Below are 25,857 nucleotides of genomic sequence, written 5' to 3'. Positions count from 1 at the left end.
CTCAGGATTCCTTGACGATGATGCTGCCTACCTGGGTGGCGATGCGCCGCATGTCCTTGGTGACTTCCACCAGTTGGTTGGCGATGTCGCGGTTACGGGAGTACTGGGCCCACTTCATGTCACTGATCATGTCTGCCACCCACACCCGGTGGGTCCGTTCGGCGCGCTTGGCCAGGCGGAGGATTTCGATCCAGTAATCCTCCAGGTCGTCCAAGTTGTCCAGGCGCCGCATGGCATCCACCGTCAGTTCGGCCTGCCGGCTGATGATCTCCAGCTGGTCCGCGGCCCGTTTGGGCAGCCGCTCCAGGTGGTAAAGCGCCACCAGTTCCGCGGCGGCGTCCAGCTTCTCGATGGCTTCATTAAGGTAGCGCGATAGGGCATACATGTCCTCGCGCGGCAGCGGGTTCACGAAGCTGGTGCGCATATGCGTCAGGAGGGCGAAATGCAGTTCCGCGGACCGGGCTTCGTGGTTGTGCATGTCCTCCACAAGCCTGCCGTGCTCTGCGGCCGGCACGCCGAGGATTTCAGCCAGGGTGGCGCTGCCCAGCACAATTTGCTGTGCCATCTGCGATAAGAGGTTCAGCCCGGCGGGCTCCTGGGGAAAAAGGCGCAGTTTCACGTAGTTACCGGTCTCCGGGAAAAGTACAGGGCGGGGGTTGCCTGCCGTGTGACGTGACCCCGGCGCAACCAACGCTAACTCTACCGGCCCGGAAAAGGACCCCTGACATGGGCTGACAGCGGGCAGCCGGGCCCTGTTGGTGCCGGTGGGCGCCCGGCATAAAGGCGGGCATGAAAATGGTGCCGAACCGGATACGCCTCTCGGCGGTAGGCCGCTCTAGGCGGCTGAATGTTGAAGCCCGGGGGTTTCGCGGCTCGGCACCAGTTTCAGTGTTCTACGTTGGTTGGCCCAAGTCAACATTGACAGATACGGGGTCTTGGGCCAATGGAACCGGCCTCACCGAAACTTTCCGGCCCAGCGGTCGCGCTTGTCAGTCCAGTTCGCCCAGCCGCCACGCATTGGCGGCGTGCTCGAGGTCCTCAGCAGTTTTCACCAGCTGGTGCGAGTTGCGGGTGAGCTTGCTCGCGTGCGCCTCGTTGCCAAGGTCGGCACCATCGGCGAGCGTTGCCTGGCCAAGCGCCACCACGCGGCAGAATGCGGCGGAACGTTCCAGTGCGACGTCGAACTCGCCGTCGAACGCTCCGGACAGGATGGCATCCGCCATCGTCTTCATTTCATCCGCTCCCGGAGGCTCGGCCGCCCCGGCCACCACGTTGGAAACCTGGGCAGTATCCCGGCCCGCGCGGAAGTACACGGAAATGCGCTCTGGGTCCTGCACGGTGGCCGCCCGCAACGCATAGAGGCGCCAGAGCGCCCCGGGAAGGGACCGGGCCGGGCTCTCCGCCCACATCTCTGCGATGGCCTCGAGCCCCTGCTCGTCGGCAAGCCTCACCAGCCGCTCCGTCACGGCCGGATCATCGCTGTCACGGCCGTGCCGGACCAGCGCCTGGGCGGCAAGGTGGGCGGCTTCGGACACTCGTGCGGGGTCCGCGCCGCCGGCAAAAGGCTCGAAGTCCACGGGGGCGAAAGGCTTGGGCTTATGGTGCCGGTTGGCGCCGCCGTAAGGCTTGGGACCTGGTTGCTCACTCATGCCACCCACGCTACTCCTGTGCGCTCCCGGAAATCGAGCATCGAAACCCTTGCCGGCAAAGCCCACGGAGCGTTCCGGCTTGCGTGCAATGGGGCCGGAACCATGGGTTAGAGTATTAAATGTCCAGAAATGGATTGGGCCGGGCAGGCCGGCATTCGGTGCCGACACAGCCCGGCAGGGGCCTTTAGCTCAGTTGGTAGAGCATCGGACTTTTAATCCGTGGGTCGTGGGTTCGAGCCCCACAGGGCCCACTCTTTGAATAGAGCGGGAATCCCCCGGCAGCCTCCCAAGGCCGCCGGGGGATTTTTCGTTCAGGCCACGGGCCCAAGCCGTAACAGGCGCAGGCCACAACGGGCAGAATGGGGACATGACAAAAAGCACCGGGCGGCTGCCGCGGCTCGAGGACGTGGCCGAACTTGCCGGCGTTTCGCACCAGACGGTTTCCAGGGTGGTTAACGGCCATCCCAACGTCAGCAAGGCAACCCGCGAAAAGGTGGAATCCGCCATCGCTCAACTGGGCTACCGGAGGAACACCGCAGCCCGGAGCCTGGTGACCCGGCGCTCGCAGACCATCGGCGTGCTGGGCAGTGAGCTGTCACAGTACGGCCCGGCCAACACCATGCTGGGAGTGGAGCGTGCCGCGCGGGACGCCGGCTACTTCGTTAGTATCGCCGCCCTGCGCTCCATCGGCAGGGACGCGATCTTCGACGCCCTCCGGCACTTCACTGACCAGGCCGTGGACGGAATCGCCGTCCTGGTGCCGCATAGCGAAACACTGCGCATCCTGGAGGAGTTCAACCCCGGCGTGCCGGTGGTGGCCGTAGGTTCGCTGGGCAACGAGGCCGTCAGCGGCGTGATGGTGGACCAGAAACGAGGCGCCGAGATTGCTGTGGCCCACCTGATCGAACGCGGGCACCGCAGGATTGGGCACGTTGCCGGGCCGGCGGACTGGACGGACGCCGCGCTCCGCACCGAGGGCTGGCGGGCCGCCCTCCGGCGTGCCGGGCTGCAGGATGACCTGGTAGTGGAGGGAGACTGGAGCGCCGGAAGCGGCTACGCGATTGGGCGCCGGCTGGCGGCAAAACGGACGGCAACAGCGCTGTTCGTGGGCAACGACCAGATGGCCCTTGGTGTGCTGCGCGCGTTCAATGAGGCGGGCGTGCGGGTGCCCGACGACGTCTCCGTGGTGGGGTTCGACGACCAGCCCGAATCGGGCTACTTCACGCCGCCGCTCACCACGGTGCGCCAGGACTTCGAGGAGTTGGGCAGGCGCTGCATGGACACGATGTTGAAGGAAATTGAAGCGGGTGCCCCCGTGAGCTCCACGGTGGTCACCCCCGAACTGGTGCGCCGGGAGAGCGCGGCGGCACCGCCTGCCTAGCAATCCCCAGCAGCGCGGCCAAAGCCGCGAGGATCATCTGGGTGGGCGCCGGACCGCCGGCCGCCACATGCGCTCCCAGGCCGAGGCCGGTAAAGAGCGGACCGGCCAGCCATGCGACGGAACCAGTACGCTCCCTTGGCTGCACGCTTCCCATGGCGCCCTTCCTGTTGCGGGCGTTTTGCTGCCGCTCCCTAATCTCCCTACCCCTCGCGGAGAAGGTTTGCCATTCGCCTGCCCATTGAGCAGTTGCCTGGTCATTGACTTCACGCTTGTTAGCGCTCACAATTGGAGGGCCGCGAAGCTCCGGCAGCTAATTGGAGGAACTTTTATGGACGTCAATGTGGACACGGACAGCTACGTCATTGGTGTGGACTACGGGACGCTTTCCGGCCGTGCCGTGGTGGTGCGGGTGCGGGACGGCAAGGAACTCGGAAGCGGTGTGTTCGACTACCCGCACGCTGTGGTCACCGACGCCCTTCCCGGGGACGTCGCCGGGGCTGACGGAAACAGCATCCGGCTCCCGGGGGAGTGGGCGCTTCAGGTGCCGAACGATTACCGGGATGTCCTGCGCCATGCCGTACCGGCAGCCCTGGCGGACTCAGGGATCGACCCGGCCGCCGTCGTCGGAATCGCCACTGACTTCACTGCCTGCACCATGGTGCCCGTGAAGGCGGACGGCACCCCGCTGAATGAGGTGGCTGGTTTTGCAAACCGCCCGCACGCCTATGTGAAGTTGTGGCGCCACCACGCTGCGCAGGGCCAGGCCGACAGGATCAACAAGCTGGCCGCCGAGCGCGGCGAGGACTGGCTGCCGCGCTATGGCGGCCTGATTTCTTCTGAGTGGGAGTTTGCCAAAGGACTGCAACTGCTGGAGGAGGACCCCGAAGCATACGCCGAGATGGACCACTGGGTGGAAGCCGCCGACTGGATTGTCTGGCAGCTCTGCGGTCAGTACGTCCGCAACGCCTGCACCGCCGGCTACAAGGGCATCTACCAGGACGGGCGGTACCCGTCAGAGGACTTCCTGGCGGCCCTGAACCCCGGGTTCAAAGACTTCGTCAGCGCCAAACTTGAGCACACCATCGGCCGTCTCGGGGACGCTGCCGGCTACCTCACCGCTGAAGCTGCTGCCTGGACGGGCCTGCCCGAGGGTATCGCCGTGGCCGTGGGCAACGTGGACGCCCACGTCACTGCCCCCGCCGCCCGGGCAGTGGATCCCGGCCAGCTGGTGGCCATCATGGGCACCTCCACCTGCCACGTCATGAACGGGACGGAACTGCGCGAAGTGCCGGGCATGTGCGGCGTTGTGGACGGCGGGATCGTGGACGGTCTCTGGGGCTACGAGGCCGGCCAGTCCGGCGTCGGCGACATCTTCGGGTGGTTCACCAAGTACGGCGTCCCGCCCGAATACCACCGCGCCGCCGGGGAAGCCGGTGTTGGCATCCACGAGTACCTCACCCAACTGGCGTCCCGGCAGGCCATCGGCGAACACGGCCTCCTCGCCCTGGACTGGCACTCGGGCAACCGGTCCGTGCTGGTGGACCACGAGCTTTCCGGGATCATCGTCGGGCAGACCCTGGCCACGCGCCCCGAGGACACCTACCGGGCCCTGCTGGAAGCCACCGCCTTTGGCACCCGCACCATCGTGGACGCGTTCCGCACTTCCGGGGTACCGGTCAAGGAGTTCATTGTGGCCGGCGGGCTCCTGAAGAATCCGCTCCTGATGCAGATCTACGCCGACGTCACCGGGCTGCAGCTCTCCACCATCGGTTCCGCGCAGGGCCCGGCGCTGGGCTCGGCAATCCACGCGGCGGTCGCCGCCGGAAAGTATGCGGACATCCGCGAAGCCGCAGCCGCCATGGGCTCGGAACCGGGCGAGGTGTATACCCCGATCCCCGAAAATGTGGCCGCCTATGAGGAACTGTTCCACGAATACAGGACCCTGCACGACTACTTCGGCCGCGGCAGCAACGACGTCATGCACCGGCTAAAGGCCATCCAGAGGAAGGCGCACGGTTCCCTTGCGGGAGCTGCCGGTTCGCCCGCGGCGGGCGCCGCTGATCAGGCTGTTGTGGAGGTGTCCGCATGAGCGCCCAAGCCGGAATCCTGGAAACCATCGCCCGTGTCCGGGAGGAGGCCTGCGCCCTGCATGCTGAGCTGACCCGGTATGGACTGGTGGTGTGGACCGCGGGCAACGTTTCCGCCCGGGTCCCCGGCAGCGACCTGATGGTCATCAAACCCTCCGGCGTCTCCTACCAGGACCTGACGCCGGAACAGATGGTGGTCACGGACCTCTACGGAAGGCCTGTCAAAGGTGCTGCCCTTGGCGGGAGTGCCGGGACCGTCGAGTGGGGCAACCCGGCCCTGTCGCCGTCGTCGGACACGGCCGCCCATGCCTATGTTTACCGCCACATGCCGGAGGTGGGCGGTGTGGTGCACACGCACTCCACCTACGCCACAGCCTGGGCCGCGCGCGGGGAGGCCATCCCGTGCGTGCTGACCATGATGAGCGACGAGTTCGGCGGATCCATTCCGGTGGGGCCGTTCGCACTGATCGGCGACGACTCGATCGGACACGGCATCGTGGAAACGCTGAAGAACTCGAACTCACCCGCGGTGCTGATGCAAAACCACGGCCCGTTCACCATCGGCAAGGATGCCAAGTCGGCAGTCAAGGCCGCCGTGATGTGCGAGGAAGTGGCACGCACCGTCCACATCTCCCGGCAGCTGGGCGAACCGCTGCCCATCGACCAAGGCCACATCGACTCCCTCTACGCCCGCTACCAGAACGTCTACGGACAGTAACAACCGCCCGCGCGGCATCCCAAAAACTACTCCAGGAGAACCATGAGCACCGCAGCAAACACTTCCCTTCACGGCTATGAGGTCTGGTTCCTCACCGGCAGCCAGCACCTTTACGGCGAGGACGTCCTCAAGCAGGTGGCCGCCCAGTCGCAGGAAATCGCCAACCAGCTCAACGCCTCCTCTGCCGTCCCCGTGAAGATCGTGTGGAAGCCCGTCCTCACTGATTCCGACGCCATCCGCCGCACGGCCCTGGAGGCCAACTCGGATGACTCCGTCATCGGCGTCACCGCCTGGATGCACACGTTCTCCCCGGCCAAGATGTGGATCCAGGGCCTTGACCTGCTCCGCAAGCCGTTGCTGCACCTGCACACCCAGGCCAACCGGGACCTGCCCTGGGCGGACATCGATTTCGACTTCATGAACCTCAACCAGGCCGCGCACGGCGACCGCGAGTTCGGCTACATCCAGTCCCGCCTGGGCATTGCCCGGAAGACCGTCGTCGGGCACGTTTCCAACCCTGAGGTTGCCCGCCAGGTGGGTTCGTGGCAGCGCGCCGCCGCGGGCTGGGCCGCCGTGCGCACCCTGAAGCTGACCCGCTTCGGCGACAACATGCGCAATGTTGCCGTCACCGAGGGCGACAAAACCGAGGCGGAGCTGCGCTTCGGCGTCGCGGTCAACACCTGGTCCGTCAACGAGCTCGCGGACGCCGTCCACGGCGCGGCGGAGGCCGACGTCGACACGCTCGTTGCCGAGTACGAGGACCTTTACGAGGTGGTGCCGGAGCTCCGCGCGGGTGCGGCGCGTCACGACTCCCTGCGGTACGGCGCCCGGATCGAGCTGGGCCTGCGCAGCTTCCTCGAAGCCAATGGATCCGCCGCATTCACCACGTCCTTCGAGGACCTCGGCGCGCTCCGCCAGCTCCCCGGCCTGGCTGTCCAGCGGCTGATGGCCGCCGGCTACGGGTTCGGCGCGGAAGGGGACTGGAAGACGGCCATCCTGGTCCGTGCCGCGAAGGTGATGGGTTCCGGCCTGCCGGGTGGGGCTTCGTTGATGGAGGACTACACCTATCACCTGGAACCCGGGGCCGAGAAGATCCTGGGCGCACACATGCTGGAGGTCTGCCCCTCCCTGACAGCCGGGAAGCCGCGCTTGGAGATCCACCCGCTGGGCATTGGCGGCAAGGAGGACCCCGTCCGCCTGGTGTTCGACGCCGACGCCTCCCCGGGCGTCGTCGTCGCCCTGTCCGACATGCGGGACAGGTTCCGCCTGGTGGCCAACGCCGTCGACGTCGTCCCCCTGGACCAGCCGCTGCCCAACCTCCCCGTGGCCCGTGCACTGTGGCAGCCCAAACCGGACTTCGCCACCTCCGCCGCGGCGTGGCTCACCGCCGGCGCGGCACACCACACTGTGCTGTCCACCCAGGTGGGCATGGACGTGTTCGAGGACTTCGCCGAAATCGCCAAAACCGAACTGCTCACCATCGACGAGGGAACCACCATCCGCCAGTTCAAGAAGGACCTGAACTGGAACGCCGCCTACTACAAACTGGCCGGTGGCATTTAGCCCTGGCGGCGGAGGTGCCCTTCTAGCGGCCGAAGTGGGCTTGCGGGGGACCCTCGGGCAACTGCTCGAGGATGTCCTCCGCCACCCGGCGGACTTTGACGTTCCGGTGGCTGGAGGCCCGCGCGAGGATCGAAAAGGCTTCGTGGTAGGAACACCTGTTCTGGGCCATGATCACGCCGCAGGCAACGTTGATGGACGTGCGGCTGTCCAGGGCGAGCCGCAGATCCGATGCCGTGGACTTGGCGTTATGGAGGTCCAGGGCAATCTGGAGGCTCTTGCCCGCAAGCCCGGCGAAGGAGCGTGCCTCCGAGATCACCTGCAGCGGAAAGGCCTTGGCATCCTGGGCGAAGAATGCGAGGGCCGCAGTGGTTTCGCGGACGGGGACGGTGCCGTCATCCGTTTCCGCGTTGTCCTGGTCCAGGCGGAGCCTCATACCCAGGACGCTGCCCAGCGCTGCAGCCTGTAACTCGTGACAGTACCGCGGCCAGCGAAAGTCGCCGTTGCGCTGCAGTACGGCCACTGGATGGCCGCCGGCCAGGACGTCACTGACGGGCCCTTCGCCCTTTTCCTGCTCCCATTCCAGGAGGCGGATGACTTCTCCGGACGTTCCGGTGATCATCGGGGTGCGCTTGGGCTGCCGCACCACCACGCCGCATTCAATGACCAGGCCTGCCGTGCCCACCACGGCCCGGGCTGCTGCCGTTGCCAGCAAGTCAAGGGAATCGCGCAACGTGCGGGCGCCGGTCACCAGGTCCAGCAGGATTGCGTTCTGCTTTTCGTGCTGAGGTGCCGGGGCCCTGCGCTGCCCCTTAGGTGCAGAAGCGGTGTTCCCCGGTGTGCTGGCGTGCGCGGAATGCCCGCGCGAGGGACTTCCGTGGGCTGCGGGCCCATGCTGGTGATGGTTGGCTCCCTGCCCGGAAACAGGAGGGCCGGCGACGGCTGGGGGAGAGGCCTTGGTCTCGAAGGCCTCCTCGTCGCCGGCCCCGCTTTTGACCCGAGTCCTTCGGACCGGGAAATCGGAGCTTGCGTAATGTGCATGCATTGCCAGTCTCACACCCCCTCGTGAGCCAAGTACTGCGAGCCAGGACTCGTCTTCTCTCTGAGAAAAATCTAGTTGCGCAGCTGTTGGCATGAACGCGTAACCGGTACGTGTTTTTGAGATTAGGTACTACTTGGATTTGCCAGGCACCAGCCTGCTTCCGGTGTTTCCGCAGGTGGGTGGCGTGCAGCCGGACGAGCCCTGCCCACCTCCCTTCCCAGGACGATCGGAGGCAGGCCCTTGACTCGCACCCGGGAAGTGCCAACAATATTTCTATAACGTTGTAAAAGAACAGGAACGAGGACGTTTTTCGTGGCAGCAACAGAATCCACCGCCCCCGGCCAAGCGGCCGGACCGGAATCGCCGGCATCAGCACCCGCCGAACCGGGATCGGCAGCGGCAAAAATCACCATGGACCCCGCCTTCGCCGTGGGTCCCGTCCGCCGCCGGACCTTTGGCGCCTTCGTGGAGCACCTCGGGCGGTGCGTTTACACCGGCATCTTCGAGCCGGAACACCCAACTGCGGATGAGGATGGCTTCCGCGGCGACGTGCTGGAGTTGACGCGTGAACTGGGCGTCTCCACTGTGCGTTATCCGGGAGGCAACTTCGTGTCGGGCTACCGCTGGGAAGACGGTGTTGGCCCTGCGGACCAGCGCCCAGTGCGGCTCGATCTGGCCTGGCACTCCACGGACCCGAACCTGGTGGGCGTTGACGAGTTCGCCAAGTGGTCAGCCAAGGCCGGCGTCGAAACCATGATGGCAGTGAACCTGGGCACCCGCGGAACGCAGGAGGCGCTGGACCTGCTGGAATACTGCAATATCGACGGCGGCACGGCCCTTTCGGAGCAGCGCAGGTCAAACGGCGCGGAGAACGGCTACGGCATCAAGATGTGGTGCCTGGGCAACGAGATGGACGGGCCCTGGCAGATCGGGCACAAAAACGCCCTCGAGTACGGCAGGCTTGCAGCGGACACGGCCCGCGGCATGCGGATGGTGGAACCCGGTCTTGAGCTGGTAGCCTGCGGCAGCTCCGGCCCCAGCATGAGCACCTTCGGCGAGTGGGAGCGCGTGGTCCTGTCCGAAACCTACGAGCTGGTTGACCTGATCTCGGCCCACCAGTACTTCGAGGACTTCGGGGACCTGCAGGAACACCTGTCCGCCGGCCACCGGATGGAGGCCTTCATCCATGACATCGTGAGCCACATCGACCATGTGAAGTCCGTGAAGAAGTCCACCCGGAAGGTCAACATCTCCTTCGACGAGTGGAACGTCTGGCACATGAGCCGCGACGCATCCCGGGCGCCCACGGGCAAGGACTGGCCGGTGGCACCCGTCCTGCTCGAGGACACCTACACGGTGGCAGATGCCGTTGTGGTCGGGGACCTCCTGGTCACCCTGCTCAAGAACACTGACCGCGTGCACTCGGCCAGCCTGGCGCAGCTGGTGAACGTCATCGCCCCCATCATGACCGAGCCCGGCGGCCGCGCCTGGAAGCAGACCACGTTCCACCCGTTTGCGCTCACCTCCCGCCACGCCGCCGGAACGGTGCTGCAGCTCGCCGTCGAATCCCCGCTGGTCAGCGGGGGCAAGACGCAAGACTTTGCCGCCGTGTCCGCCGTCGCAACGTACGATGCGGACAAGGGCGAGGCCGTGGTGTTCGCCGTCAACCGCTCGGCCACGGAGTCACTCGCCCTGGACGCCGTGGTCTCCGGCCTGGGCGACGTGCGGGTGGTGGAGGCCATCACCTATTCGAACAAGGATCCCTACTGGCAGGCCACGGCGGATGATTCAACCTCCGTCCTGCCCGTCGAGAACGTCTCGGTCACGTCCGACGGCGGCCGGCTCACCGCCGAGCTCCCTGCCGTCTCCTGGTCCATGATTCGGCTGGCCGTGGCCGGGTAGCCTTCAGGGGAAACAGTTGCGGCGGGGTGCCGGGAGCCAACTCCGGCACCCCGCTGACGCGCCGGCCAACACTCTGCGAGGATGGACGGCATGGAACTGCACATCACGGGGGACCCCGCCGCGGACAAGTTGTTGAGTGAGGATGCTTTTGCGTTGCTGACGGGCATGCTGCTGGATCAGCAGGTCACGATGGAATCGGCGTTCGCGGGCCCTGAGAAGATCCGGACCAGGATCGGATCGATCGCCCCGGATGCCATCGCCTCCCAGGAGCCGCAGGCCTTCGTGGAGATGTTCAAGGAACGCCCCGCCGTCCACCGCTTCCCCGGCTCGATGGCGGCGCGGGTGCAGGCGCTCGCCGAAGCAGTGCAGAACGAATGGGACGGCGACGCCACCGCGATCTGGACGAAGGGCCAGCCGGACGGCCCTGAGGTCCTGCGCCGGCTCAAGGCGCTGCCGGGCTTCGGGGAGCAGAAAGCCAAAATCTTCCTGGCCCTGCTGGGCAAGCAGCGCGGCCTCCAGGCACCGGGGTGGCGCGAGGCCGCCGGGCACTACGGCGAGGAAGGCTCCTACCTTTCCGTGGCCGACATCGTTGACCCCGAGTCCCTGGTGAAAGTCCGCGCCAGCAAGCAGGCGGCCAAGGCTGCAGCGAAGGCGGAGAAAACAAAGGGCTGATCGGAGTGCTTCTGCCGCCGGTCCGACGGCGGGTTCCCGGCAAACGGGCAACTTCTGCAACGATGTATGGCAGGAACAGGCGGAACCACAAGAAGGAGCCACTATGGCGGTCACCATGAACGACGTCGCGAGGGCGGCGGGTGTGTCGTTGAAGACGGTTTCCAACGTCCTGAACGATTACGAGTTCATCCGTCCTGCCACCAAGCAGCGGGTCCAGGACGCCATCGCAGAGCTGGGCTACGAGGCCAACCTGACCGCACGGAGCCTTCGTTCCGGCAAGACCCGCATGCTGGGCCTGGTCCTGTCCGACCTCTCTGCCCCCTATTACGCGGAGCTGGCTTCCAGGCTGATGAAGGCCGCATCGCAGCGCGGCTACAGGGTGCTGGTGGAGCAGTCGAACGCGGTGGGGGACGTGGAACGGAGCGCCCTGCAGGGGCCGTTCCGGCAGCTGACCGACGGCCTGCTGTTCACGCCCCTGGTTATGGACGCTGACGCCATTGCCGCCGGCCGGGGCAAGAAACCGCTGGTGATGCTGGGGGAACACATCCTGGATCCGCGGTTCGACCTGGTCACCATGAAGAACGAGGAAGCCGCCGCGGCGTTGACCACGCACCTGGTGGAGGGAGGCCGCCGCCGGATTGCAGTCATCGGCGCCCGCCCTGACGAGTCCGTCGGAAGCGCCGGGTTCCGGCTCAACGGCTACCGGAAGGCACTGGACAAGGCAGGGATTCCCTTTGATCCTGAGCTGATCACGCCCTGCGCATGGCGCCGCGACGGCGGAGCGGCGGCCGTTGCCGGACTCCTGGACAGTGGTGTCCGCTTTGACGCGGTCTTCGGGCTGAATGATGCCATCGCCCTCGGCGCCATGCACGGACTGCTCATCCGCGGCGTCGAGGTGCCGGAACAGGTGGCCGTCGCCGGTTTCGACGACATCGACGAGGCCCGCTTCGCCTCGCCCTCCCTCACCACTGTTTCCCCCGGTATGGCCGAAATCGCCGAACGGTCAATCGCCCTGCTCATCGACAGGATCGAAGGACGTGAAACAGCGGAGCAGGGCGTGCACTTGGAGGCCGGGTTCCAGCTGCAGATCCGCGAATCCGCACCCTAGGGCTTTCCGCGCCCTGGCCGTTCGGCGCCCTGGCCGTTCCGCGCCGCGGCTTCCTCGGTCGGCGTTTCGCCAAGGCATCCGGAGGGTACGTTTCCGGGACGATCAACACGTCGGAAAGGTGCGTTGGATGATAGCCCTTCTTGTCATCGACATGCAGAACGCGTACTTCGAGGCGCCGGAACTGGCGGCCCAGCAGGAGGGCCTCGTGGCTTCCTGCAACAAGCTGCTGGAGGCGTTCAAGGCCAGCGGACACAAAGCCTTGATGGTGGGCACGGAACACGAGCGGGACAAGTCCACCTGGACGCTGAACATGCTTGATGACGACCAGGGCTTTATCTTCCGCGGCAGCGAGCAGGCGCAGGCTGTTCCCGGGCTGGCCATCGACGGCCTGCCCCAGCTGAACAAGACGCGGGACAGTGCGTTCGTGGGTACCAACCTGCTGTCCCGTCTCCGCAACTGGGGTGCGGACGAGGTGGTGCTCGCCGGCGTCTCCACCCACAACTGCATCGCCCAGACCGGCGCGGACGCCTTCGCCCACAACATCCGGGTCACCTACGCCAAGGACGCCATGGCCTCCGAGGACAGCAAGGACGCGGCCGACATGCTCCGCATCCTGTCCACCTCCTACCGCCAGCCCGTCCAGTCCAGCAGCGAGATCCTGGCGCGGCTCGAGAGCTGAGTCTCCCCAGCTCCGGTCTCCACCTCTGGGTCTCCCCCTTTTAGGACGGTCGACGGCGCGTCCCGGTGAAACGCCGTCGTCCTCGCCACCCCAGCGTTGAAACCTGGGGAGATTCAGCGCGCCGCAGGCGACCAGAGGAGGCCTCGCTCTTGCTTAATGCGTTAGTGGCGGCTAACGTATTTCTTGTGCCTGATCTTCTGGAAGTCGCAACGGAGCCGAACAGGCGGGCACTGCTTCGGCTCCTGGCGGAGGGTGAGAAGACGGTCACGGAGCTGTCCGGCCACTTTCCGGTCAGCAGGTCGGCTATTTCCCAGCATCTGCTGCTCCTGACAGAGGTGGGACTGGTGACAGCCAGGAAAGACGGGCGGAACAGGTACTACCGCCTGGACGGAGCCGGCATGATCCGGCTGCGCGAACAATTCGAGGCCTTCTGGACAACCGAACTGGACCTGCTGGTGGCTGATGCTGCCAAGTTGGGGCCACAACCATCGCAAGGGACTTTCTGATGACATTCAACAAGACCGTATTCCTCCCCATAGATCCGGACGCCGCTTTCGCCCTCATCACCGAGCCGGAACGGCTCCGGCGCTGGAAGACTGTGGCGGCACGAGTGGACCTCCGCGTGGGCGGGGATTACCGGTGGACTATCACCCCGGGCCACTCTGCGGCGGGAAGTTTCACTGAAGTCGAACCTGGCAAGCGGATCGTCTACACCTGGGGCTGGGAGGGCGACGACGCCCTGCCGCCGGGGACGTCCACCGTGACAGTGAACCTGGAGCCGGTCGAGGGCGGCACTACCGTCCAGCTGATCCACGAGGGGCTGACCGGGGACCAGGAGATGGCCCACGCTGAGGGCTGGAACCACTTCCTGGAGCGCCTCGTCCTGCTGGCCTCGGAAGGGGATGCGGGGCCGGACGCATGGGCGGCAGCCCCCGATCCGATGGACGAACTGGCCAGCGCCGAAGCCGCGCTGGCAGTTGCCCAGCGGGTCCTCGGAGGGCTCAACGAGTCCCACCTGGCACTGCCGACGCCCTGCGAGGACTTCACCGTGGCCGGCTTGCTGGACCATCTCTTCGGATCCATTGCGGCCATCGGCAAGTCCCTCGGCGTGACCGTTGCAGACCAGCCTTCTGCCGCCCCGGAGAAGCGGATCGCGGACGCCGCCCAGCCCGTACTGGAGGCGTTCCGGGCCAACGGTACCGACGGAACCCTGGACATAGGCTTCGCCGAACTCCCGGCAACCACCGTTGCCAACATCCTGAACCTCGAACTGCTGGTCCACGCCTGGGACTTTGCCAAGGCCACGGGACAGGACGTGCCGGTTTCCCCGGTCCTCGCCGACTATGTGCTGGGCCTGGCCCGCAACACCATCAGCCCGCAAATGCGCGGCAAGAGCTTTGCCGAAGAAACCCTGGTCGACGAATCAGCGGCCAGCCTTGACCGGCTCATCGCTTTCACCGGCCGCCAGGTTGCAGGGATCTGAGCACTCCCCCCTGAGCCATCCGGCCGCACAACAATCCGCCGCACAACAATCCGCCGCATCAACAATAAGAAAGGAAATGCCATGAGCAAGTTCATGTACCTCTACAAAGGACCCGCCACCCCCATGGACCAGTTCACCCCCGAGCAATCGGACCAGCAGATGGCCGCATGGCGTTCCTGGATGGAGAACATGGGGCCGGCACTGCTCGACGGCGGCTCCCCGTTCGCCGGACGCGCAGCCGTGGCGGACGACGGGCAGCCGGCTGACGCCTCCGACCTGAACGGCTACTCGATGGTCGAGGCCGGCAACCTCGATGAAGCCAAGGCCCTCGCCGCGGGCCACCCGTTCCTCTCCGAGGGCAGTGGTAAGTTCAGGCTTGAGATCTACGAGCTCGCCGAGATCCAGATGTAGGCAACCAGTCCGCCGGGGCGGCACGAGAGGCAGTCAATGGCACACGCCGAAAACTCGATCATCATCCACCGCCCTGCTGTCGAGGTCTACGGTTTCCTGGCCGACGGGCTGAACAATACCGCCTGGCGGAACAGCGTCCAGAAAATCGAGTTGGCCAGCGGCAACGCGGGGCAGCCCGGTGCCGTCTACAGCCAGACACTGACAGGACCCCGGGGAAGGCCGATCGCTGGCGACTACCGGATCACGGCCGCGGAGCCCGGCCGGCTGCTCGCCTTTGAGGTGATTGCCGGCCCGGCACGGCCCAAGGGACAGTACTTCCTGACCGAAGCGGACAGCGGCACTGCTGTCCGCTTCGTGCTTGACCTCAAGCTGCCGGGCATCATGAAGGTGCTCGACGCCCTGGTGGCCAGGACCATGCAGAACGAAGTGGCCCAGCTGCACAGATTGAAGGACGTCATCGAGGCGCGTTAGGAGAAAGGGGCTGCCGGAAACCTGACGGTAACGTGACCGGCCTAGTGTGGTCAGAAACCATGCCAGCCTTGCCGTTGAAGGGATCCTCATGCACTTGATGCCGCGTGAGCAGGAAAAGCTTTTGATCGTGGTGGCCGCGGATCTCGCCCGCCGCCGCCAGGCCCGCGGACTCAAGCTCAACTACCCCGAAGCCGTGGCCATCATCAGCTACGAACTGATCGAGGGCGCCCGGGACGGCCGCAGCGTCGCCGACCTCATGAGTTACGGCACCACGTTGCTGGGCCGGGAAGACGTAATGGAAGGCGTTCCGGAGATGATCCACGACGTACAGATCGAGGCAACCTTCCCGGACGGCACCAAACTCGTCACCGTCCACGATCCCATCCGCTGAAGGGCTGGCCATGATTCCAGGAGAATACATCCTTCGGCCCGAGCCCGTGACGGCGAACGCCGGACGGGAGTCGATCGATGTGGTGGTCACCAACACCGGCGACCGGCCCGTCCAGGTAGGGTCCCACTTCCATTTCGCCGAGGCCAACGCCGCGCTGACGTTCGACCGTGAAGCAGCCTATGGCCGCCGGCTGGACATCCCGGCGGGAACTGCGGCGCGCTTCGAACCGGGGGACTCCCGGAACGTTCGGCTGATCGAGCTTGGGGGCAGCCGTGAGGTTTACGGGCTCAGCAACGCGGTGAATGGAAAGCTCGACGGCGGCACCGGCCCTGAAGGAGGCAGCAAGTGAGCTTCGAGATCCCCCGCCGGCAATACGCGGATCTGTACGGCCCGACGACGGGCGACCGGATCCGCTTGGCGGACACCGACCTGTTCCTGGAAATCGAGAAAGACCTCACCTTCTACGGCGAGGAAGTGGTGTTCGGCGGCGGCAAGGTGATCCGCGACGGCATGGGCCAGAACGGCCAGGTGACGCGGGACGGGAACGTCCAGGGCGCAGACGTCCCGGACACCGTGATCACCAACGCGGTCATCCTGGACTACACCGGGATCTACAAGGCGGATATCGCCCTCAAAGACGGCCACATCTTCAGGATCGGCAAAGCCGGCAACCCGCAGATCACCGACGGCGTGGACATCGTGATCGGCGCCAGCACCGAAATCATCGCCGGCGAACGCAAAATCCTCACCGCCGGCGGCGTGGACACCCACATCCACTTCATCTCCCCGGACCAGATCCCCGCGGCATTGACCAGCGGTGTGACCACCATGATCGGCGGCGGCACCGGCCCGGCCGAAGGGACCAAAGCCACCACCGTGACCCCCGGGAAATGGCACATCCAGCGGATGCTGCAGGCCACCGCGGGGTTCCCCATGAACATCGGCCTGTTCGGCAAAGGCCACGCATCCGCCGTCGAGCCCCTGGCTGAGCAGATCCGCGCCGGAGCCATCGGGCTGAAAGTGCACGAAGACTGGGGATCCACCACCTCCTCCATCGACACCTCCCTCACCGTGGCGGACGAATACGACGTCCAGGTGGCCATCCACACCGACACGTTGAACGAATGCGGCTTCGTGGAGGACACCATCCGCGCCATCAACGGCCGCGTCATCCACACCTTCCATACCGAGGGCGCCGGCGGGGGCCACGCCCCGGACATCATCAAAATTGCCGGGATGCCCAACGTCCTTCCCGCGTCCACCAACCCCACATTGCCCTACACCCGCAACACCATTGAAGAGCACCTGGACATGCTGATGGTGTGCCACCACCTCAACCCGGATATCCCCGAGGACGTGGCCTTTGCCGATTCCCGGATCCGGGCCGAAACCATCGCCGCCGAGGACGTGCTGCAGGACCTTGGCATCTTCTCCATCACCTCCTCCGACTCCCAAGCGATGGGCCGCGTAGGCGAGGTCATCACCCGCACCTGGCAGGTGGCGGACAAGATGAAGAAGCAGCGCGGAGTATTGCAGGACCCCCGGGGGGACGAAGCGGCCGGAGTACACGGTTCCGAGGCAGGCCTGGGCGCGGACAGCGATAACTTCCGGCTCAAGCGCTACGTGGCCAAGTACACCATCAACCCGGCCATCGCGCAGGGCATCGCCGACTCCGTCGGCTCCGTGGAAGAGGGCAAATTCGCGGACCTGGTGCTGTGGGACCCGGCCTTCTTCGGCGTGAAACCTGAGCTCGTACTCAAGGGCGGCCACATCGCCTACGCACTCATGGGCGACGCCAATGCCTCCATCCCCACCCCGCAGCCACGGACCATGCGCCCCATGTTCGGCGCGTTCGGCAAGGCCATTCAACAGTGCTCCATCGCGTTCCTGTCACAGGCCGCCATAGACGCCGGCGTACCCCACGAACTCGGCCTGGAGAAGGTCATCCGGCCCGTCTCGGGGATCCGCACCCTCACCAAGGCCGACCTCAAATACAACGACGCCACGCCGGACATCCAGGTGGACCCGGAAACCTACCAGGTAACGGTCGACGGCGAGAACGTCACCTGCGAGCCCTCCGACGTCCTGCCCATGGCCCAGCGCTACTTCCTGTTCTAACTTCCATCCCCGGAGCCCACGTGATCATCGACAAAGTCCTCGGCAATCTGCACGAACTGCCGGACCCGCACGCCTACGCCCATCTGCACCAGGAAAAAGTGGTCCTGCCCAGCACCCAACTGGTCAAACGCATCCAACGTGCCACCACCGACCACGGCAAGGAGATCGGCATCCGGCTCCCCTCCGGCTCCGGCGACCTGCGCGACGGCGACATCCTGCACGTCGAAGAGACCAACATGATCGTGGTATCCGTGCTGCCCACCGACGTCCTCGTGATCGCGCCGCGGTCCATGTATGAGATGGGCGTCGTGTCACACTCGCTCGGCAACCGGCACCTCCAGGCCCAGTTCTTCGACGCGTCCTCGGAGTATGGGGCGGACGTCATGGTGTGCGCCTACGACCACACCGTCGAGGACTACCTTGTCCACGTGGGTGCGCCCTTTACCCGCCAGGAACGCGTCATGCCTGTACCTTTCCGCCATGCTGAGCACTCGCACTAATTCATCGCCTTCGGCTCCTTTCACCGTGTGCGCCTCGGGGGCTTCGGCGGGAGATAGGGGCCGTGCCCGTCCCCAGGCGCTCCCAACCCTCGCAAGCTCGGGCCGGGGCCCTCGCGCCTGTGGGCCCCCCGCGCGGCCCGCCACGCCGCGGCCCCTATCTCCCGCCTCCGCCGATTCGAAAGGTCGCCTTCCGTCGAGGTGCCTTACATGAGTTACCAGCTCGCCCTGCAGCAGTTGGTTGACTCTGCGCTTCCTACTGGGGCTTTTGCTCACTCCCTGGGGTTCGAGACCTATGTCGACGGCGGAGTGATCGCTGATGAGGCTGGTTTTGGGGTCTGGCTTGGTGCGTTTATCGGGCAGCAGTTGACCTATTCTGATGGGTTGGCCATTCGGTTTCTTTATGAGGGTGTTGATCTCGGAGAACTGGATGCTCTTTTGTCTGCTTCTCTTTTGCCCCGGCAGGTTCGGGAGGCCAGTGTGAAGATGGGGCTCCGGTTGCTTGAGATTGGGGCGGAGGTCTTTCCCTCGCCTGCGCTGGAACTGTACCGGGACTTGGTGGCCGGCGGCCGCTCTGCGGGGCATCAGCCGCTGGCATTCGCCGTCGTCGCCCGCTCGCTCGGGGTGCCGCTCCAGGAGGCGCTCGCCGCGTACCTGTTCGCCACCGTCACGTCCCTGACGCAGAACGCCGTCCGCGCCATCCCGCTGGGCCAAAACGCCGGGCAGCGGATCCTACGGCAAGCGGCCGACGCCGTTGCTGCCGCCGTCGAGCAGATCCCGCACCTGGCGCCGGACCACCTGGGGGCCGTCAGCCCCGGACTGGAAATCTCGCAAATGCGGCACGAACGCCAACGTGCGCGGATGTTCATGAGCTAACTGTGCTTTAAGTTCAAGGAGAAAAGATGAACGAACCTATCAAAATCGGTATCGGCGGCCCCGTCGGTGCAGGCAAAACCCAGCTCGTGGAGAGGCTCACCCGGCACATGAGCGGCGAAATCTCCATGGCCGCCATCACCAACGACATCTACACCATCGAGGACGCCAAAATCCTCGCAGCCAACGGCATCCTCCCCGTGGACCGCATCATCGGGGTCGAAACCGGCGGCTGCCCGCACACCGCCATCCGCGAAGACACCTCCATGAACACCGTCGCCATCGACGAACTCAAAGCCCGGCACCCCGACCTGCAGGTCATCTTCGTCGAATCCGGCGGCGACAACCTCTCCGCCACCTTCAGCCCCGAACTGGTCGACTTCTCCATCTACATCATCGACGTAGCCCAAGGTGAAAAAATCCCCCGCAAGGCCGGCCAGGGCATGATCAAGTCCGACCTCTTCATCATCAACAAAACAGACCTCGCACCCCACGTCGGGGCTGACCTGTCGGTCATGGAACGGGACTCCAAAGAGTTCCGCGGGTCTAAGCCGTTCTGCTTCACAAACCTTAAAACCGACGAAGGGCTGGAAAAGGTCATCGATTGGATACGCCACGACGTCCTCATGCTAGACCTCGCTCAGTGACGACGGTTCCCCAAGTGGCGCCTGAAGGTGAGGTGACTGCAGAGGCGGCGAGGCCGGATTTGGGGGCCGCGGCGTGGTGGGCACCGCGAAGCGGGCACGGTCCCAAATCCGGCGAAGCCGCTGGACCCAGCCACAGACAACCACCCATGGGCGAGCTTGAGCTTCGGGTCGCCGAGCGTACGGGGCGTTCCTTCGCGGAGCACCAGTATCACCGGGGCGCTTTGAGGATTGTCCGGCCTCACTACCTCGACGACTCCGGGCAGGTTTGTTATGTCGTCGTGAATCCTGGCGGGGCTTATCTGGGGGCGGATCTCTTTCTGCTGGATGTCGAGGTCGGGGATGGTGCGGATCTTTTGCTGACCACCCAGTCCGCTACCAAGGTTTACCGGACTCCCGGGTCCTTTGCCGAACAGCGGATGGCTGTGCGGTTGGGGGAGGGGGCCCGGCTGGAGTATGTCCCTGACCAGCTCATTGCCTACCGTGAGGCCAGCTACCGGCAACGGACCTCTGTGACAGTGCGGCCGTCGTCGACCCTGGTGATGGCGGAAGTGGTCACGCCAGGGTGGTCGCCGGACGGGGCCGCGTTCCGGTACGAGGAAGTGCGGCTGCGGAACGAGATCCACGTTGAAATGGACCATTCCAGCCAGCTGCTGGCACTGGACAACCTGCTGATCCGGCCCCCGGCCGGCGACATCACCGGGCTCGGATTCATGGAGGGATTCAGCCACCTCGGTTCGCTGGTTGCTGTGGACCCGCGGGTGAACCAGGCGCTCGCCGATGAACTGCACCAGCTGACGTCCAAAAATGCCGCAGTCACCGGGATCTCCCTCACCCGCAGCATCGCAGGAACCACGGGGCTGGTGCTGCGCGCACTCTCGAACAGCACCGGAGAACTGAACCTCCTGCTGGGTGCTTGCACTGCCCTGCTCCGGAAATGCTGGTTCGGGCAGGAACCCCTGGATCTGAGGAAGCACTGATGACAGCTATCCCGAACATCGCCAGGCTGTACCGCCAGCGGGAGACGCTGCCGCAGCGGACCCGCCTGCTGTGGATGTTCGGTGCCGTGGCCGCCCTGCACGCAGCCGCCGTCGTACTTCTGCTGGCGGGCAACGCAGGCACCGGAGCCGGTCCGGGCGGGACCGGTGCGCCGGCACTCGCGTGGGGACTGGTCCTGACGGCATACCTCGCCGGGGTGAAGCACAGCTACGACTGGGACCACCTCGCGGCCATTGACAATTCAACCCGCAAGTTCGTGGCAGACCGCCAGGACCCCGTAAGCGTCGGGTTCGCGTTCAGCCTTGGCCACAGTTCCGTGGTGACGCTGGCCGGTGTGCTGGTGATCGCCGGCGCTGCCCTGGCGGGGGATTTGATGCAGGACGGATCCGCCGGCAACCTGGTGCTCGGCCTGATCGGCAGCGGTGTTTCAGGGCTGTTCCTGCTCGCGATGGGCCTGTTCAACGGCTCGGCCTTCGCCCGCTCCGCCAGCGCCTACCGCCGGGCGCGTGCCGGCGCGGCAATCGATGCCGCAGATCTCGAGCCGCGGGGGCTGGTGGCGCGTATTCTTGCCCGGCCGCTGTCCAGTGTGCGGCGGCCGCGGAACATCTACGTGATCGGTTTCCTGTTCGGCCTCGGCTTTGACACCGCCACCACCATCGGGCTGCTGATGATCACGACGGCGGCGTCCCTCGCCGGAGTGCCGCCCTTCGCCCTGCTGGCGCTGCCGCTCGCCTTCACGGCCGCCATGACCCTGTGCGACTCGGTCAACGGCATGGCCATGATGCGGATGTACCGATCGGCACTGGCTGACCCGCAACGGAAACTCGGCTTCAACGCCCTGGTCACCGGTATCTCCGCCGTGTCCGCGTTGTTCATGTCCGCCATTACCCTGGGCGGATTCATCAACGCGGCCTTATCCCTCGAAGATTCCGAGACCTTGTGGCTTGGATCCATCGACCTGGGTGACGCCGGACTGTTACTGGTGGCACTGCTGCTGGGGCTGTGGGGAGCTGCGGCAGTACAGGGGCGGCTGCTCGGCAGGTCCCGGCACCTCGGCGGCTCCCGGCACTAAGAAGTCAAGCCGCCATCCGGCCCTTGCTCTTGCCATGCGGTCGGTTCTTCGCCTGGTCCACGCGTGCCCGCGCACTCATCGGAACGTGCCCGCCCTCGGCAACTGTAGTGTCCGCGTGCAGGTGCACCCCGTGCTCGATCAGGACGCCGGAGCCAATCCGGGAATGGCTGCCGATATGCACCCGGCTTCCAACCACGGTTCCACGGCCAATCCGAACGCCGTCCCCGATGACCGTGCGGTCGCCAATGTTGGCATCACGGTCAATCCAGCTGCCATGCCCAATCCGGCAGCCGGAACCGATCCGGGCACCGTGCTCCACATAGGTCATCGGACCGATGCGTGCGTTATCGGCCACTGTGGCGCCGGGAGCGATAAGGCCGCCGCCGTTGGCATGGCGGGCGTAGCGGGTGACCTTCCCGGCGTCGTCTTCAACTGATACAAACTTCGCGTTCATTCAATCCCTCGTCTGAAGGCGCGGACTCTTCCGCACATTCAGTTAACGGTCCACAACTCAAAGGGATTCCCGGTGGGGGTGCGAAGTCCTGTAGGCAAGAGGGGTGGGCTTGCGACGGTACGGTTCCTACACTTGGGTGATGATCACAGTCTCCGGAAGCGTGGAAACCAACCTGCCCGCCGACCAGGCCTTTGCGTACATGCGGGAGTTCGAAAACACCAGCGAGTGGGATCCGAGCACCCCCGTGATGGACAAGCTCACGCCGGGCACCGTGGCCGTGGGCCACAGGTACCACGCGGAGTCCGAGTTCCGCGGCAAACGGCAGTCCCTGGAATACGAGGTCATCGAACTGACGGCCAACCACATCAAGCTTCGTGGTGAGAACAGGACAGTCACCGCGTTCGACTCCATCGACGTGAGCCCGGCCGGCGGGGGTTCGGTGGTTAAGTACACGGCCGAATTCAGCATCAAGGGTCCCGCCAAGATCATCCAGCCGCTCCTGAAACCGGCGTTTATGTCGTTGCGGACCCTGCACTGAACGGGATCAGGAACACCCTCAACTCCCGCGCTGCTGCCTAGAACCCCCTCCAAGCCGACCCGCAGGTGCGTGGGCGGATGTCAGGAAAGTCCGGCCAACCGGCTGCACGCCTCCCACAAGCGCCGGCGGGCTTCGGGGTCCGAGCCCATTCCCGGCGTCGGAAGCTCCTTCCGCTTTGTCCACAGCTTTCCCGTAACCTCCGCGGTTTCAGGTGCGCCGGCAAGCCAGATTGCGGTGTCGGCAGCCTTTTCCGCGGGGGCGCCAAACGTGTTGGTGATCCAGCGGAACGGGCCGCCGACGTCCTGCAGCAGGGCGGTGTTTTTGACCAGCCCGGGGTGGACGGCGTTTGCCACCACTCCCGTTCCGCGTAGCCGTTCGGCAAACTCCTGGGTGAGGAGGACCCGGGCCAGCATGGTGGGCGGCGTGGAGCGAAGGTAGCTGTATTTGCCGTTCAGTGTTTGGAGGTCGTCGAAGTCCACCCTGGTTTTGCCGTACCTGGACGCCACATTGACGATGCGCGCATTTCCGCCAGCGCCTGAGGCATGCTTGAGTGCGTCCAGCAACAGGTTGGTCAGGAGGAAATAGGCCATCACGTTCGTGGCGAAGGTCAGCTCCAGTCCATCCGGAGTTACGTGGCGTTCCTTCCGGAACACCCCCGCTGCGTTCACCAGTACGTCCAGCCGTTCATGCCGGGACAGGAAGTCTGACACGGCCGAGCGGATGGAGGACTGCGACGACAGGTCGCAGGGCAGGGATTCGAGCTGTGCGGCCGGGAGTTGGGCACGGATGCCGGCTATGGCCTCCTCCGCCCTTGCAATGGAGCGCCCGACGACGACAATCACCGCCCCTTCGCGTGCCAGCCCTGTTGCCACGGCGTTCCCCAGCCCGCCGGTTGCTCCCGTTACGAGGGCCAGGCGCCCCTCCATTGAACCCATCACCGGCTCCTCCGGACTTCAGCTCGTTTCACTGTCCCAGTGCTTCCCACTTTTGCCGCATGGACTCCCTATTGCTGGCGTTTCTGGAGAGCACGGAAATTGCCTTCAGGGTACGCCTGCGGGCGTTTTCCAGCACCACCATTCGGCATGGAAGGCATTTTTCGGCGTTATAGGTAGACTGGTCTACCTACCATGACGATAAGGAGCCACCGTGGGCCACGCTGACGTATCCCTGCCACCAAAGAAGCGTGCCCGGGAGTTGTTGCTCGATGCGGCGGCCAGGCTCTTTTATGCCCGGGGTGTCGGTGCCACGGGGATTGATGCCATTACTGCGGAGGCGGGCGTGGCAAAAAAGAGCCTGTACAACAACTTCACGTCCAAGTCGGACCTGGTGGCCGCTTACCTCGAAGCCCGGCATGAAGAATGGCTGGGCCTGTACCGGGCGCGCCTGGAGAATGCTGCCGTGCCCAAGGACCGGGTGCTGGCTATTTTTGACGCGTACCTGGATCACGCACACTTCGCCTACGAACACGGATTCCGCGGCTGCGGACTGCTCAACGCGGCGGCAGAACTTCCCGGCGGCAGCCCTGGCCGGTTGGCCGTCCGGCGGCATAAGGAAGAAGTCGAGTCGCTCTTGGCCGGGCACCTCGGGGAATTGCTTCCAGGAGATGACGGACGCCGGGCCCGGCTTGGCGCCCACTTGGCCTTCCTGCTGGAGGGCGCCATGGTCCGGGCCGGGCTCGAAGGCGGGGATGCCCGATTACGGGAAGGCCGAACGATTGCCGCGCAGATGCTGGACGAGCTGTGAGGTCCTCCACGGGCGGATCAGCCCGGCCGCTCCAGCGAAACGCCCGCCCGACCTGGACCGTCCGCTCGACCTTGGCCGGCCGTCCGTCCTGGGCTGCCCGCCCCTCCAGAGCTGGCCATCTGTCCGGGCCGGGTTGGGGTGCTGTCTTTGTGCTGGCGGCATCGGTTCTGTGGGGGACTACCGGAACGGCGGCCACGTTTGCCCCGGCGGTGAGCCCCCTGGCCATTGGTGCCGTGGCGATGGGGGTGGGCGGTCTGCTTCAGGCCCTGTACGCTGCAAGGCCGATCAGCGGTCAATGGCGCGGCCTGCTGGCGCAATGGCCGCTGGTGTCGCTGGGGGCACTGGCCGTGGCGGTCTATCCCTTGGCCTTCTACACCTCGATGCATCTTGCCGGCGTAGCGGTGGGAACGGTGGTCTCCATTGGCTCAGCCCCTGTGGCCGCGGCTGTGATCGAGCGCTTGGCCGACCGGAAACTGCTCACCCGCCGGTGGCTGGGTGGCGCGTTCCTCGGCGTCGGCGGCGCGGTGGTGCTGTCCATTGCGGGGCACCGGCCCGAGGGCTCTTACCGGGCCGGCGATGCCGGGTTTGGTTTTGCCATGGGCTCTTGGTCGGCACCTGTGGGAATCGTCCTGGGCCTGGTTGCGGGCACCACGTACGCGCTCTACTCATGGGCTGCGCATCGCCTGATCCGCGACGGTTTGTCCTCCCGGGCCACAATGGGGGCAGTTTTTGGAACCGGCGGAGTGCTGCTGATGCCTGTTCTCTTCCTCACCGGGCGCCCGCTCGTCGAGTCCTGGACGAATTTCGGTGTCGGCGCATACATGGCATTCGTTCCCATGTTTGCCGGGTACGTCCTGTTCGGCTGGGGCCTGGCCCGTATCCGCGCAAGCACGGCCACCGGCCTTTCCCTGGTGGAAACTGTAGTGGCAGCGGTGCTCGCTGTCCTGGTGGTGGGGGAGCGCCTTCCGGCCGCGGGCTGGATCGGAACTGCCGCTGTCCTGGCCGGCCTGGCCTTCCTGCTTCCGCGTGCTGAAGGGCAAACGGAGCCAGCAGATGGACGACGGCTACCCCGCCTGCCCGTGCCGGCGACTGCGGTTGACCGCGCGCTTGCCCAGGGCGAGGCAGGTGCCAAGGGCCATCAGAAGGAATCCGGTGACGCCGGCGCCGATGCTGTGGCCGCTTACGCCGGCAATGAGGAGCACAAGGCCCAGCAGGCCCGCGGCTGAACCGTAGTAGACGCCTGAGCGGAACCGGCGTGACGGGTAACCGGACAGCAGTTCCATCGCCAGGTGGGGATCGTCGGCTATCAGCCCGAGCTCCAGCTCCTTGAGGAGCCTCCGCTCCTCTTCGGACATTGCCATTGGA

Annotated in this window: 27 protein-coding genes, 1 tRNA gene and 2 pseudogenes; 24 read left to right on the top strand and 6 right to left on the bottom strand. The window is 65.6% G+C overall.

Annotated features, from left to right (window positions below; genetic code table 11):
• Position 1: 1 nt before the first annotated feature.
• Positions 2 to 619, bottom strand: coding sequence for a DUF47 domain-containing protein (locus tag AC5RVY_RS07490; protein ID WP_493954066.1), 618 nt, complete (start codon positions 617 to 619; stop codon positions 2 to 4).
• A gap of 370 nt (positions 620 to 989) precedes the next feature.
• Positions 990 to 1,649 carry a hypothetical protein gene (locus AC5RVY_RS07485; RefSeq protein ID WP_493954065.1) on the bottom strand — a complete coding sequence of 220 codons (660 nt, stop codon included), beginning with the start codon at positions 1,647 to 1,649 and terminating at the stop codon, positions 990 to 992.
• 178 nt (positions 1,650 to 1,827) lie between these two features.
• On the opposite strand from AC5RVY_RS07485, the gene AC5RVY_RS07480 reads away from it, so the two are divergent.
• The 5 genes from AC5RVY_RS07480 to araA all read left to right on the top strand — a co-directional run bounded on the left by AC5RVY_RS07480 (position 1,828) and on the right by araA (position 7,398).
• Positions 1,828 to 1,900 (top strand) — tRNA-Lys (locus tag AC5RVY_RS07480).
• Positions 1,901 to 2,016: 116 nt separating this feature from the next.
• Positions 2,017 to 3,030 carry a LacI family DNA-binding transcriptional regulator gene (locus tag AC5RVY_RS07475; protein WP_493954064.1) on the top strand — a complete coding sequence of 338 codons (1,014 nt, stop codon included), beginning with the start codon at positions 2,017 to 2,019 and terminating at the stop codon, positions 3,028 to 3,030.
• 328 nt (positions 3,031 to 3,358) lie between these two features.
• Entirely contained in the window at positions 3,359 to 5,119 is a 1,761-nt protein-coding gene (gene araB, locus AC5RVY_RS07470) for a ribulokinase (protein ID WP_493954063.1), read from the top strand.
• The gene (locus AC5RVY_RS07465; protein WP_493954062.1) at positions 5,116 to 5,835 is read left to right on the top strand and encodes an L-ribulose-5-phosphate 4-epimerase; all 720 of its coding nucleotides are present in this window, start codon (positions 5,116 to 5,118) and stop codon (positions 5,833 to 5,835) included. Before araB ends, AC5RVY_RS07465 begins: the two co-directional genes overlap by 4 nt.
• A 42-nt stretch (positions 5,836 to 5,877) precedes the next feature.
• Entirely contained in the window at positions 5,878 to 7,398 is a 1,521-nt protein-coding gene (gene araA, locus AC5RVY_RS07460; protein ID WP_493954061.1) for an L-arabinose isomerase, read from the top strand.
• 22 nt (positions 7,399 to 7,420) lie between these two features.
• Here araA and AC5RVY_RS07455 read toward each other — a convergent pair whose 3' ends face one another.
• Complete coding sequence (locus AC5RVY_RS07455; protein WP_493954060.1) at positions 7,421 to 8,440, bottom strand: ANTAR domain-containing protein; 1,020 nt, start codon at positions 8,438 to 8,440, stop codon at positions 7,421 to 7,423.
• A 408-nt stretch (positions 8,441 to 8,848) separates the two neighbouring features.
• Between AC5RVY_RS07455 and arfA the strand changes: the two genes are divergently transcribed.
• The 16 genes from arfA to AC5RVY_RS07375 all read left to right on the top strand — a co-directional run bounded on the left by arfA (position 8,849) and on the right by AC5RVY_RS07375 (position 21,757).
• Complete coding sequence (arfA, locus tag AC5RVY_RS07450; RefSeq protein WP_493954274.1) at positions 8,849 to 10,339, top strand: arabinosylfuranosidase ArfA; 1,491 nt, start codon at positions 8,849 to 8,851, stop codon at positions 10,337 to 10,339.
• 81 nt (positions 10,340 to 10,420) lie between these two features.
• The gene (locus tag AC5RVY_RS07445) at positions 10,421 to 11,011 is read left to right on the top strand and encodes an HhH-GPD-type base excision DNA repair protein (protein WP_493954059.1); all 591 of its coding nucleotides are present in this window, start codon (positions 10,421 to 10,423) and stop codon (positions 11,009 to 11,011) included.
• Between the two features lie 103 nt (positions 11,012 to 11,114).
• Positions 11,115 to 12,119 carry a LacI family DNA-binding transcriptional regulator gene (locus AC5RVY_RS07440; RefSeq protein ID WP_493954058.1) on the top strand — a complete coding sequence of 335 codons (1,005 nt, stop codon included), beginning with the start codon at positions 11,115 to 11,117 and terminating at the stop codon, positions 12,117 to 12,119.
• 127 nt (positions 12,120 to 12,246) lie between these two features.
• A complete protein-coding gene (locus AC5RVY_RS07435) occupies positions 12,247 to 12,798 on the top strand; it encodes a cysteine hydrolase family protein (protein ID WP_493954057.1) in 552 nt (183 codons plus the stop codon).
• A gap of 185 nt (positions 12,799 to 12,983) precedes the next feature.
• Complete coding sequence (locus AC5RVY_RS07430; RefSeq protein ID WP_493954056.1) at positions 12,984 to 13,304, top strand: ArsR/SmtB family transcription factor; 321 nt, start codon at positions 12,984 to 12,986, stop codon at positions 13,302 to 13,304.
• Complete coding sequence (locus AC5RVY_RS07425) at positions 13,304 to 14,281, top strand: TIGR03086 family metal-binding protein (protein ID WP_493954055.1); 978 nt, start codon at positions 13,304 to 13,306, stop codon at positions 14,279 to 14,281. The genes AC5RVY_RS07430 and AC5RVY_RS07425 overlap by 1 nt, the downstream gene beginning before the upstream one ends.
• 81 nt (positions 14,282 to 14,362) lie before the next feature.
• Positions 14,363 to 14,692, top strand: a complete 330-nt coding sequence (locus AC5RVY_RS07420) for a YciI family protein (RefSeq protein WP_493954054.1) — start codon at positions 14,363 to 14,365, stop codon at positions 14,690 to 14,692.
• 36 nt (positions 14,693 to 14,728) lie between these two features.
• A complete protein-coding gene (locus AC5RVY_RS07415; RefSeq protein WP_493954053.1) occupies positions 14,729 to 15,163 on the top strand; it encodes an SRPBCC family protein in 435 nt (144 codons plus the stop codon).
• An 88-nt stretch (positions 15,164 to 15,251) separates the two neighbouring features.
• On the top strand, positions 15,252 to 15,554 hold the full coding sequence (locus AC5RVY_RS07410; RefSeq protein WP_066273243.1) for an urease subunit gamma: 303 nt from the start codon (positions 15,252 to 15,254) through the stop codon (positions 15,552 to 15,554).
• 10 nt (positions 15,555 to 15,564) lie between these two features.
• The gene (locus AC5RVY_RS07405; RefSeq protein ID WP_493954052.1) at positions 15,565 to 15,903 is read left to right on the top strand and encodes an urease subunit beta; all 339 of its coding nucleotides are present in this window, start codon (positions 15,565 to 15,567) and stop codon (positions 15,901 to 15,903) included.
• Positions 15,900 to 17,672, top strand: a complete 1,773-nt coding sequence (gene ureC, locus AC5RVY_RS07400; protein WP_493954051.1) for an urease subunit alpha — start codon at positions 15,900 to 15,902, stop codon at positions 17,670 to 17,672. The genes AC5RVY_RS07405 and ureC overlap by 4 nt, the downstream gene beginning before the upstream one ends.
• Before the next feature lie 20 nt (positions 17,673 to 17,692).
• Entirely contained in the window at positions 17,693 to 18,172 is a 480-nt protein-coding gene (gene ureE, locus AC5RVY_RS07395) for an urease accessory protein UreE (RefSeq protein ID WP_493954050.1), read from the top strand.
• 207 nt (positions 18,173 to 18,379) lie between these two features.
• Positions 18,380 to 19,045: an urease accessory protein UreF gene (locus tag AC5RVY_RS07390; RefSeq protein ID WP_493954049.1), complete on the top strand. Its 666-nt coding sequence runs from the start codon at positions 18,380 to 18,382 to the stop codon at positions 19,043 to 19,045.
• A 26-nt stretch (positions 19,046 to 19,071) separates the two neighbouring features.
• Positions 19,072 to 19,689: an urease accessory protein UreG gene (gene ureG / locus AC5RVY_RS07385; protein WP_493954048.1), complete on the top strand. Its 618-nt coding sequence runs from the start codon at positions 19,072 to 19,074 to the stop codon at positions 19,687 to 19,689.
• A 146-nt stretch (positions 19,690 to 19,835) separates the two neighbouring features.
• A complete protein-coding gene (locus tag AC5RVY_RS07380; protein WP_493954047.1) occupies positions 19,836 to 20,666 on the top strand; it encodes an urease accessory protein UreD in 831 nt (276 codons plus the stop codon).
• Positions 20,666 to 21,757, top strand: a complete 1,092-nt coding sequence (locus tag AC5RVY_RS07375; RefSeq protein ID WP_493954046.1) for a HoxN/HupN/NixA family nickel/cobalt transporter — start codon at positions 20,666 to 20,668, stop codon at positions 21,755 to 21,757. The genes AC5RVY_RS07380 and AC5RVY_RS07375 overlap by 1 nt, the downstream gene beginning before the upstream one ends.
• 4 nt (positions 21,758 to 21,761) lie before the next feature.
• Here AC5RVY_RS07375 and AC5RVY_RS07370 read toward each other — a convergent pair whose 3' ends face one another.
• Entirely contained in the window at positions 21,762 to 22,211 is a 450-nt protein-coding gene (locus tag AC5RVY_RS07370; protein WP_493954045.1) for a transferase, read from the bottom strand.
• Between the two features lie 139 nt (positions 22,212 to 22,350).
• Between AC5RVY_RS07370 and AC5RVY_RS07365 the strand changes: the two are divergent.
• Positions 22,351 to 22,790, top strand: a pseudogene (locus AC5RVY_RS07365) (SRPBCC family protein).
• Positions 22,791 to 22,829: 39 nt separating this feature from the next.
• On the opposite strand, the gene AC5RVY_RS07360 reads toward AC5RVY_RS07365, so the two are convergent.
• On the bottom strand, positions 22,830 to 23,684 hold the full coding sequence (locus tag AC5RVY_RS07360) for an SDR family NAD(P)-dependent oxidoreductase (protein ID WP_493954044.1): 855 nt from the start codon (positions 23,682 to 23,684) through the stop codon (positions 22,830 to 22,832).
• A gap of 211 nt (positions 23,685 to 23,895) precedes the next feature.
• Here AC5RVY_RS07360 and AC5RVY_RS07355 point away from each other — a divergent pair, with 211 nt between their 5' ends.
• Both AC5RVY_RS07355 and AC5RVY_RS07350 read left to right on the top strand, forming a co-directional pair.
• Positions 23,896 to 24,492: a TetR/AcrR family transcriptional regulator gene (locus tag AC5RVY_RS07355; protein WP_493954043.1), complete on the top strand. Its 597-nt coding sequence runs from the start codon at positions 23,896 to 23,898 to the stop codon at positions 24,490 to 24,492.
• A gap of 119 nt (positions 24,493 to 24,611) precedes the next feature.
• Positions 24,612 to 25,718, top strand: coding sequence for a DMT family transporter (locus tag AC5RVY_RS07350; protein WP_493954273.1), 1,107 nt, complete (start codon positions 24,612 to 24,614; stop codon positions 25,716 to 25,718).
• Here the strand turns inward: AC5RVY_RS07350 and AC5RVY_RS07345 are convergent.
• Positions 25,674 to 25,847: pseudogene (locus AC5RVY_RS07345) on the bottom strand (DUF3040 domain-containing protein); the annotation flags it as partial. The gene AC5RVY_RS07350 and the pseudogene AC5RVY_RS07345 sit on opposite strands and share 45 nt — an antisense overlap.
• Positions 25,848 to 25,857: the final 10 nt, after the last annotated feature.

The organism is Arthrobacter sp. Ha26 (assembly GCF_059091705.1).
Note: the sequence above shows the minus strand (reverse complement) of the source record. Positions and strands in the feature narration are given on the sequence as shown.

Bases quoted from the DNA above. Each gene is read 5' to 3' on its own strand.
- AC5RVY_RS07420 (WP_493954054.1), top strand. From the start codon at position 14,363: ATGAGCAAGTTCATGTACCTCTACAAAGGACCCGCCACCCCCATGGAC.
- AC5RVY_RS07360 (WP_493954044.1), bottom strand. From the start codon at position 23,684: ATGGGTTCAATGGAGGGGCGCCTGGCCCTCGTAACGGGAGCAACCGGC.
- AC5RVY_RS07415 (WP_493954053.1), top strand. From the start codon at position 14,729: ATGGCACACGCCGAAAACTCGATCATCATCCACCGCCCTGCTGTCGAG.
- ureG (WP_493954048.1), top strand. From the start codon at position 19,072: ATGAACGAACCTATCAAAATCGGTATCGGCGGCCCCGTCGGTGCAGGC.
- AC5RVY_RS07475 (WP_493954064.1), top strand. From the start codon at position 2,017: ATGACAAAAAGCACCGGGCGGCTGCCGCGGCTCGAGGACGTGGCCGAA.
- AC5RVY_RS07390 (WP_493954049.1), top strand. From the start codon at position 18,380: ATGAGTTACCAGCTCGCCCTGCAGCAGTTGGTTGACTCTGCGCTTCCT.
- araB (WP_493954063.1), top strand. From the start codon at position 3,359: ATGGACGTCAATGTGGACACGGACAGCTACGTCATTGGTGTGGACTAC.
- AC5RVY_RS07380 (WP_493954047.1), top strand. From the start codon at position 19,836: ATGGGCGAGCTTGAGCTTCGGGTCGCCGAGCGTACGGGGCGTTCCTTC.
- AC5RVY_RS07455 (WP_493954060.1), bottom strand. From the start codon at position 8,440: ATGCATGCACATTACGCAAGCTCCGATTTCCCGGTCCGAAGGACTCGG.
- AC5RVY_RS07405 (WP_493954052.1), top strand. From the start codon at position 15,565: ATGATTCCAGGAGAATACATCCTTCGGCCCGAGCCCGTGACGGCGAAC.
- AC5RVY_RS07435 (WP_493954057.1), top strand. From the start codon at position 12,247: ATGATAGCCCTTCTTGTCATCGACATGCAGAACGCGTACTTCGAGGCG.
- AC5RVY_RS07425 (WP_493954055.1), top strand. From the start codon at position 13,304: ATGACATTCAACAAGACCGTATTCCTCCCCATAGATCCGGACGCCGCT.
- arfA (WP_493954274.1), top strand. From the start codon at position 8,849: ATGGACCCCGCCTTCGCCGTGGGTCCCGTCCGCCGCCGGACCTTTGGC.
- AC5RVY_RS07440 (WP_493954058.1), top strand. From the start codon at position 11,115: ATGGCGGTCACCATGAACGACGTCGCGAGGGCGGCGGGTGTGTCGTTG.
- araA (WP_493954061.1), top strand. From the start codon at position 5,878: ATGAGCACCGCAGCAAACACTTCCCTTCACGGCTATGAGGTCTGGTTC.
- AC5RVY_RS07410 (WP_066273243.1), top strand. From the start codon at position 15,252: ATGCACTTGATGCCGCGTGAGCAGGAAAAGCTTTTGATCGTGGTGGCC.
- AC5RVY_RS07485 (WP_493954065.1), bottom strand. From the start codon at position 1,649: ATGAGTGAGCAACCAGGTCCCAAGCCTTACGGCGGCGCCAACCGGCAC.
- AC5RVY_RS07370 (WP_493954045.1), bottom strand. From the start codon at position 22,211: ATGAACGCGAAGTTTGTATCAGTTGAAGACGACGCCGGGAAGGTCACC.
- AC5RVY_RS07465 (WP_493954062.1), top strand. From the start codon at position 5,116: ATGAGCGCCCAAGCCGGAATCCTGGAAACCATCGCCCGTGTCCGGGAG.
- AC5RVY_RS07445 (WP_493954059.1), top strand. From the start codon at position 10,421: ATGGACGGCATGGAACTGCACATCACGGGGGACCCCGCCGCGGACAAG.
- AC5RVY_RS07375 (WP_493954046.1), top strand. From the start codon at position 20,666: ATGACAGCTATCCCGAACATCGCCAGGCTGTACCGCCAGCGGGAGACG.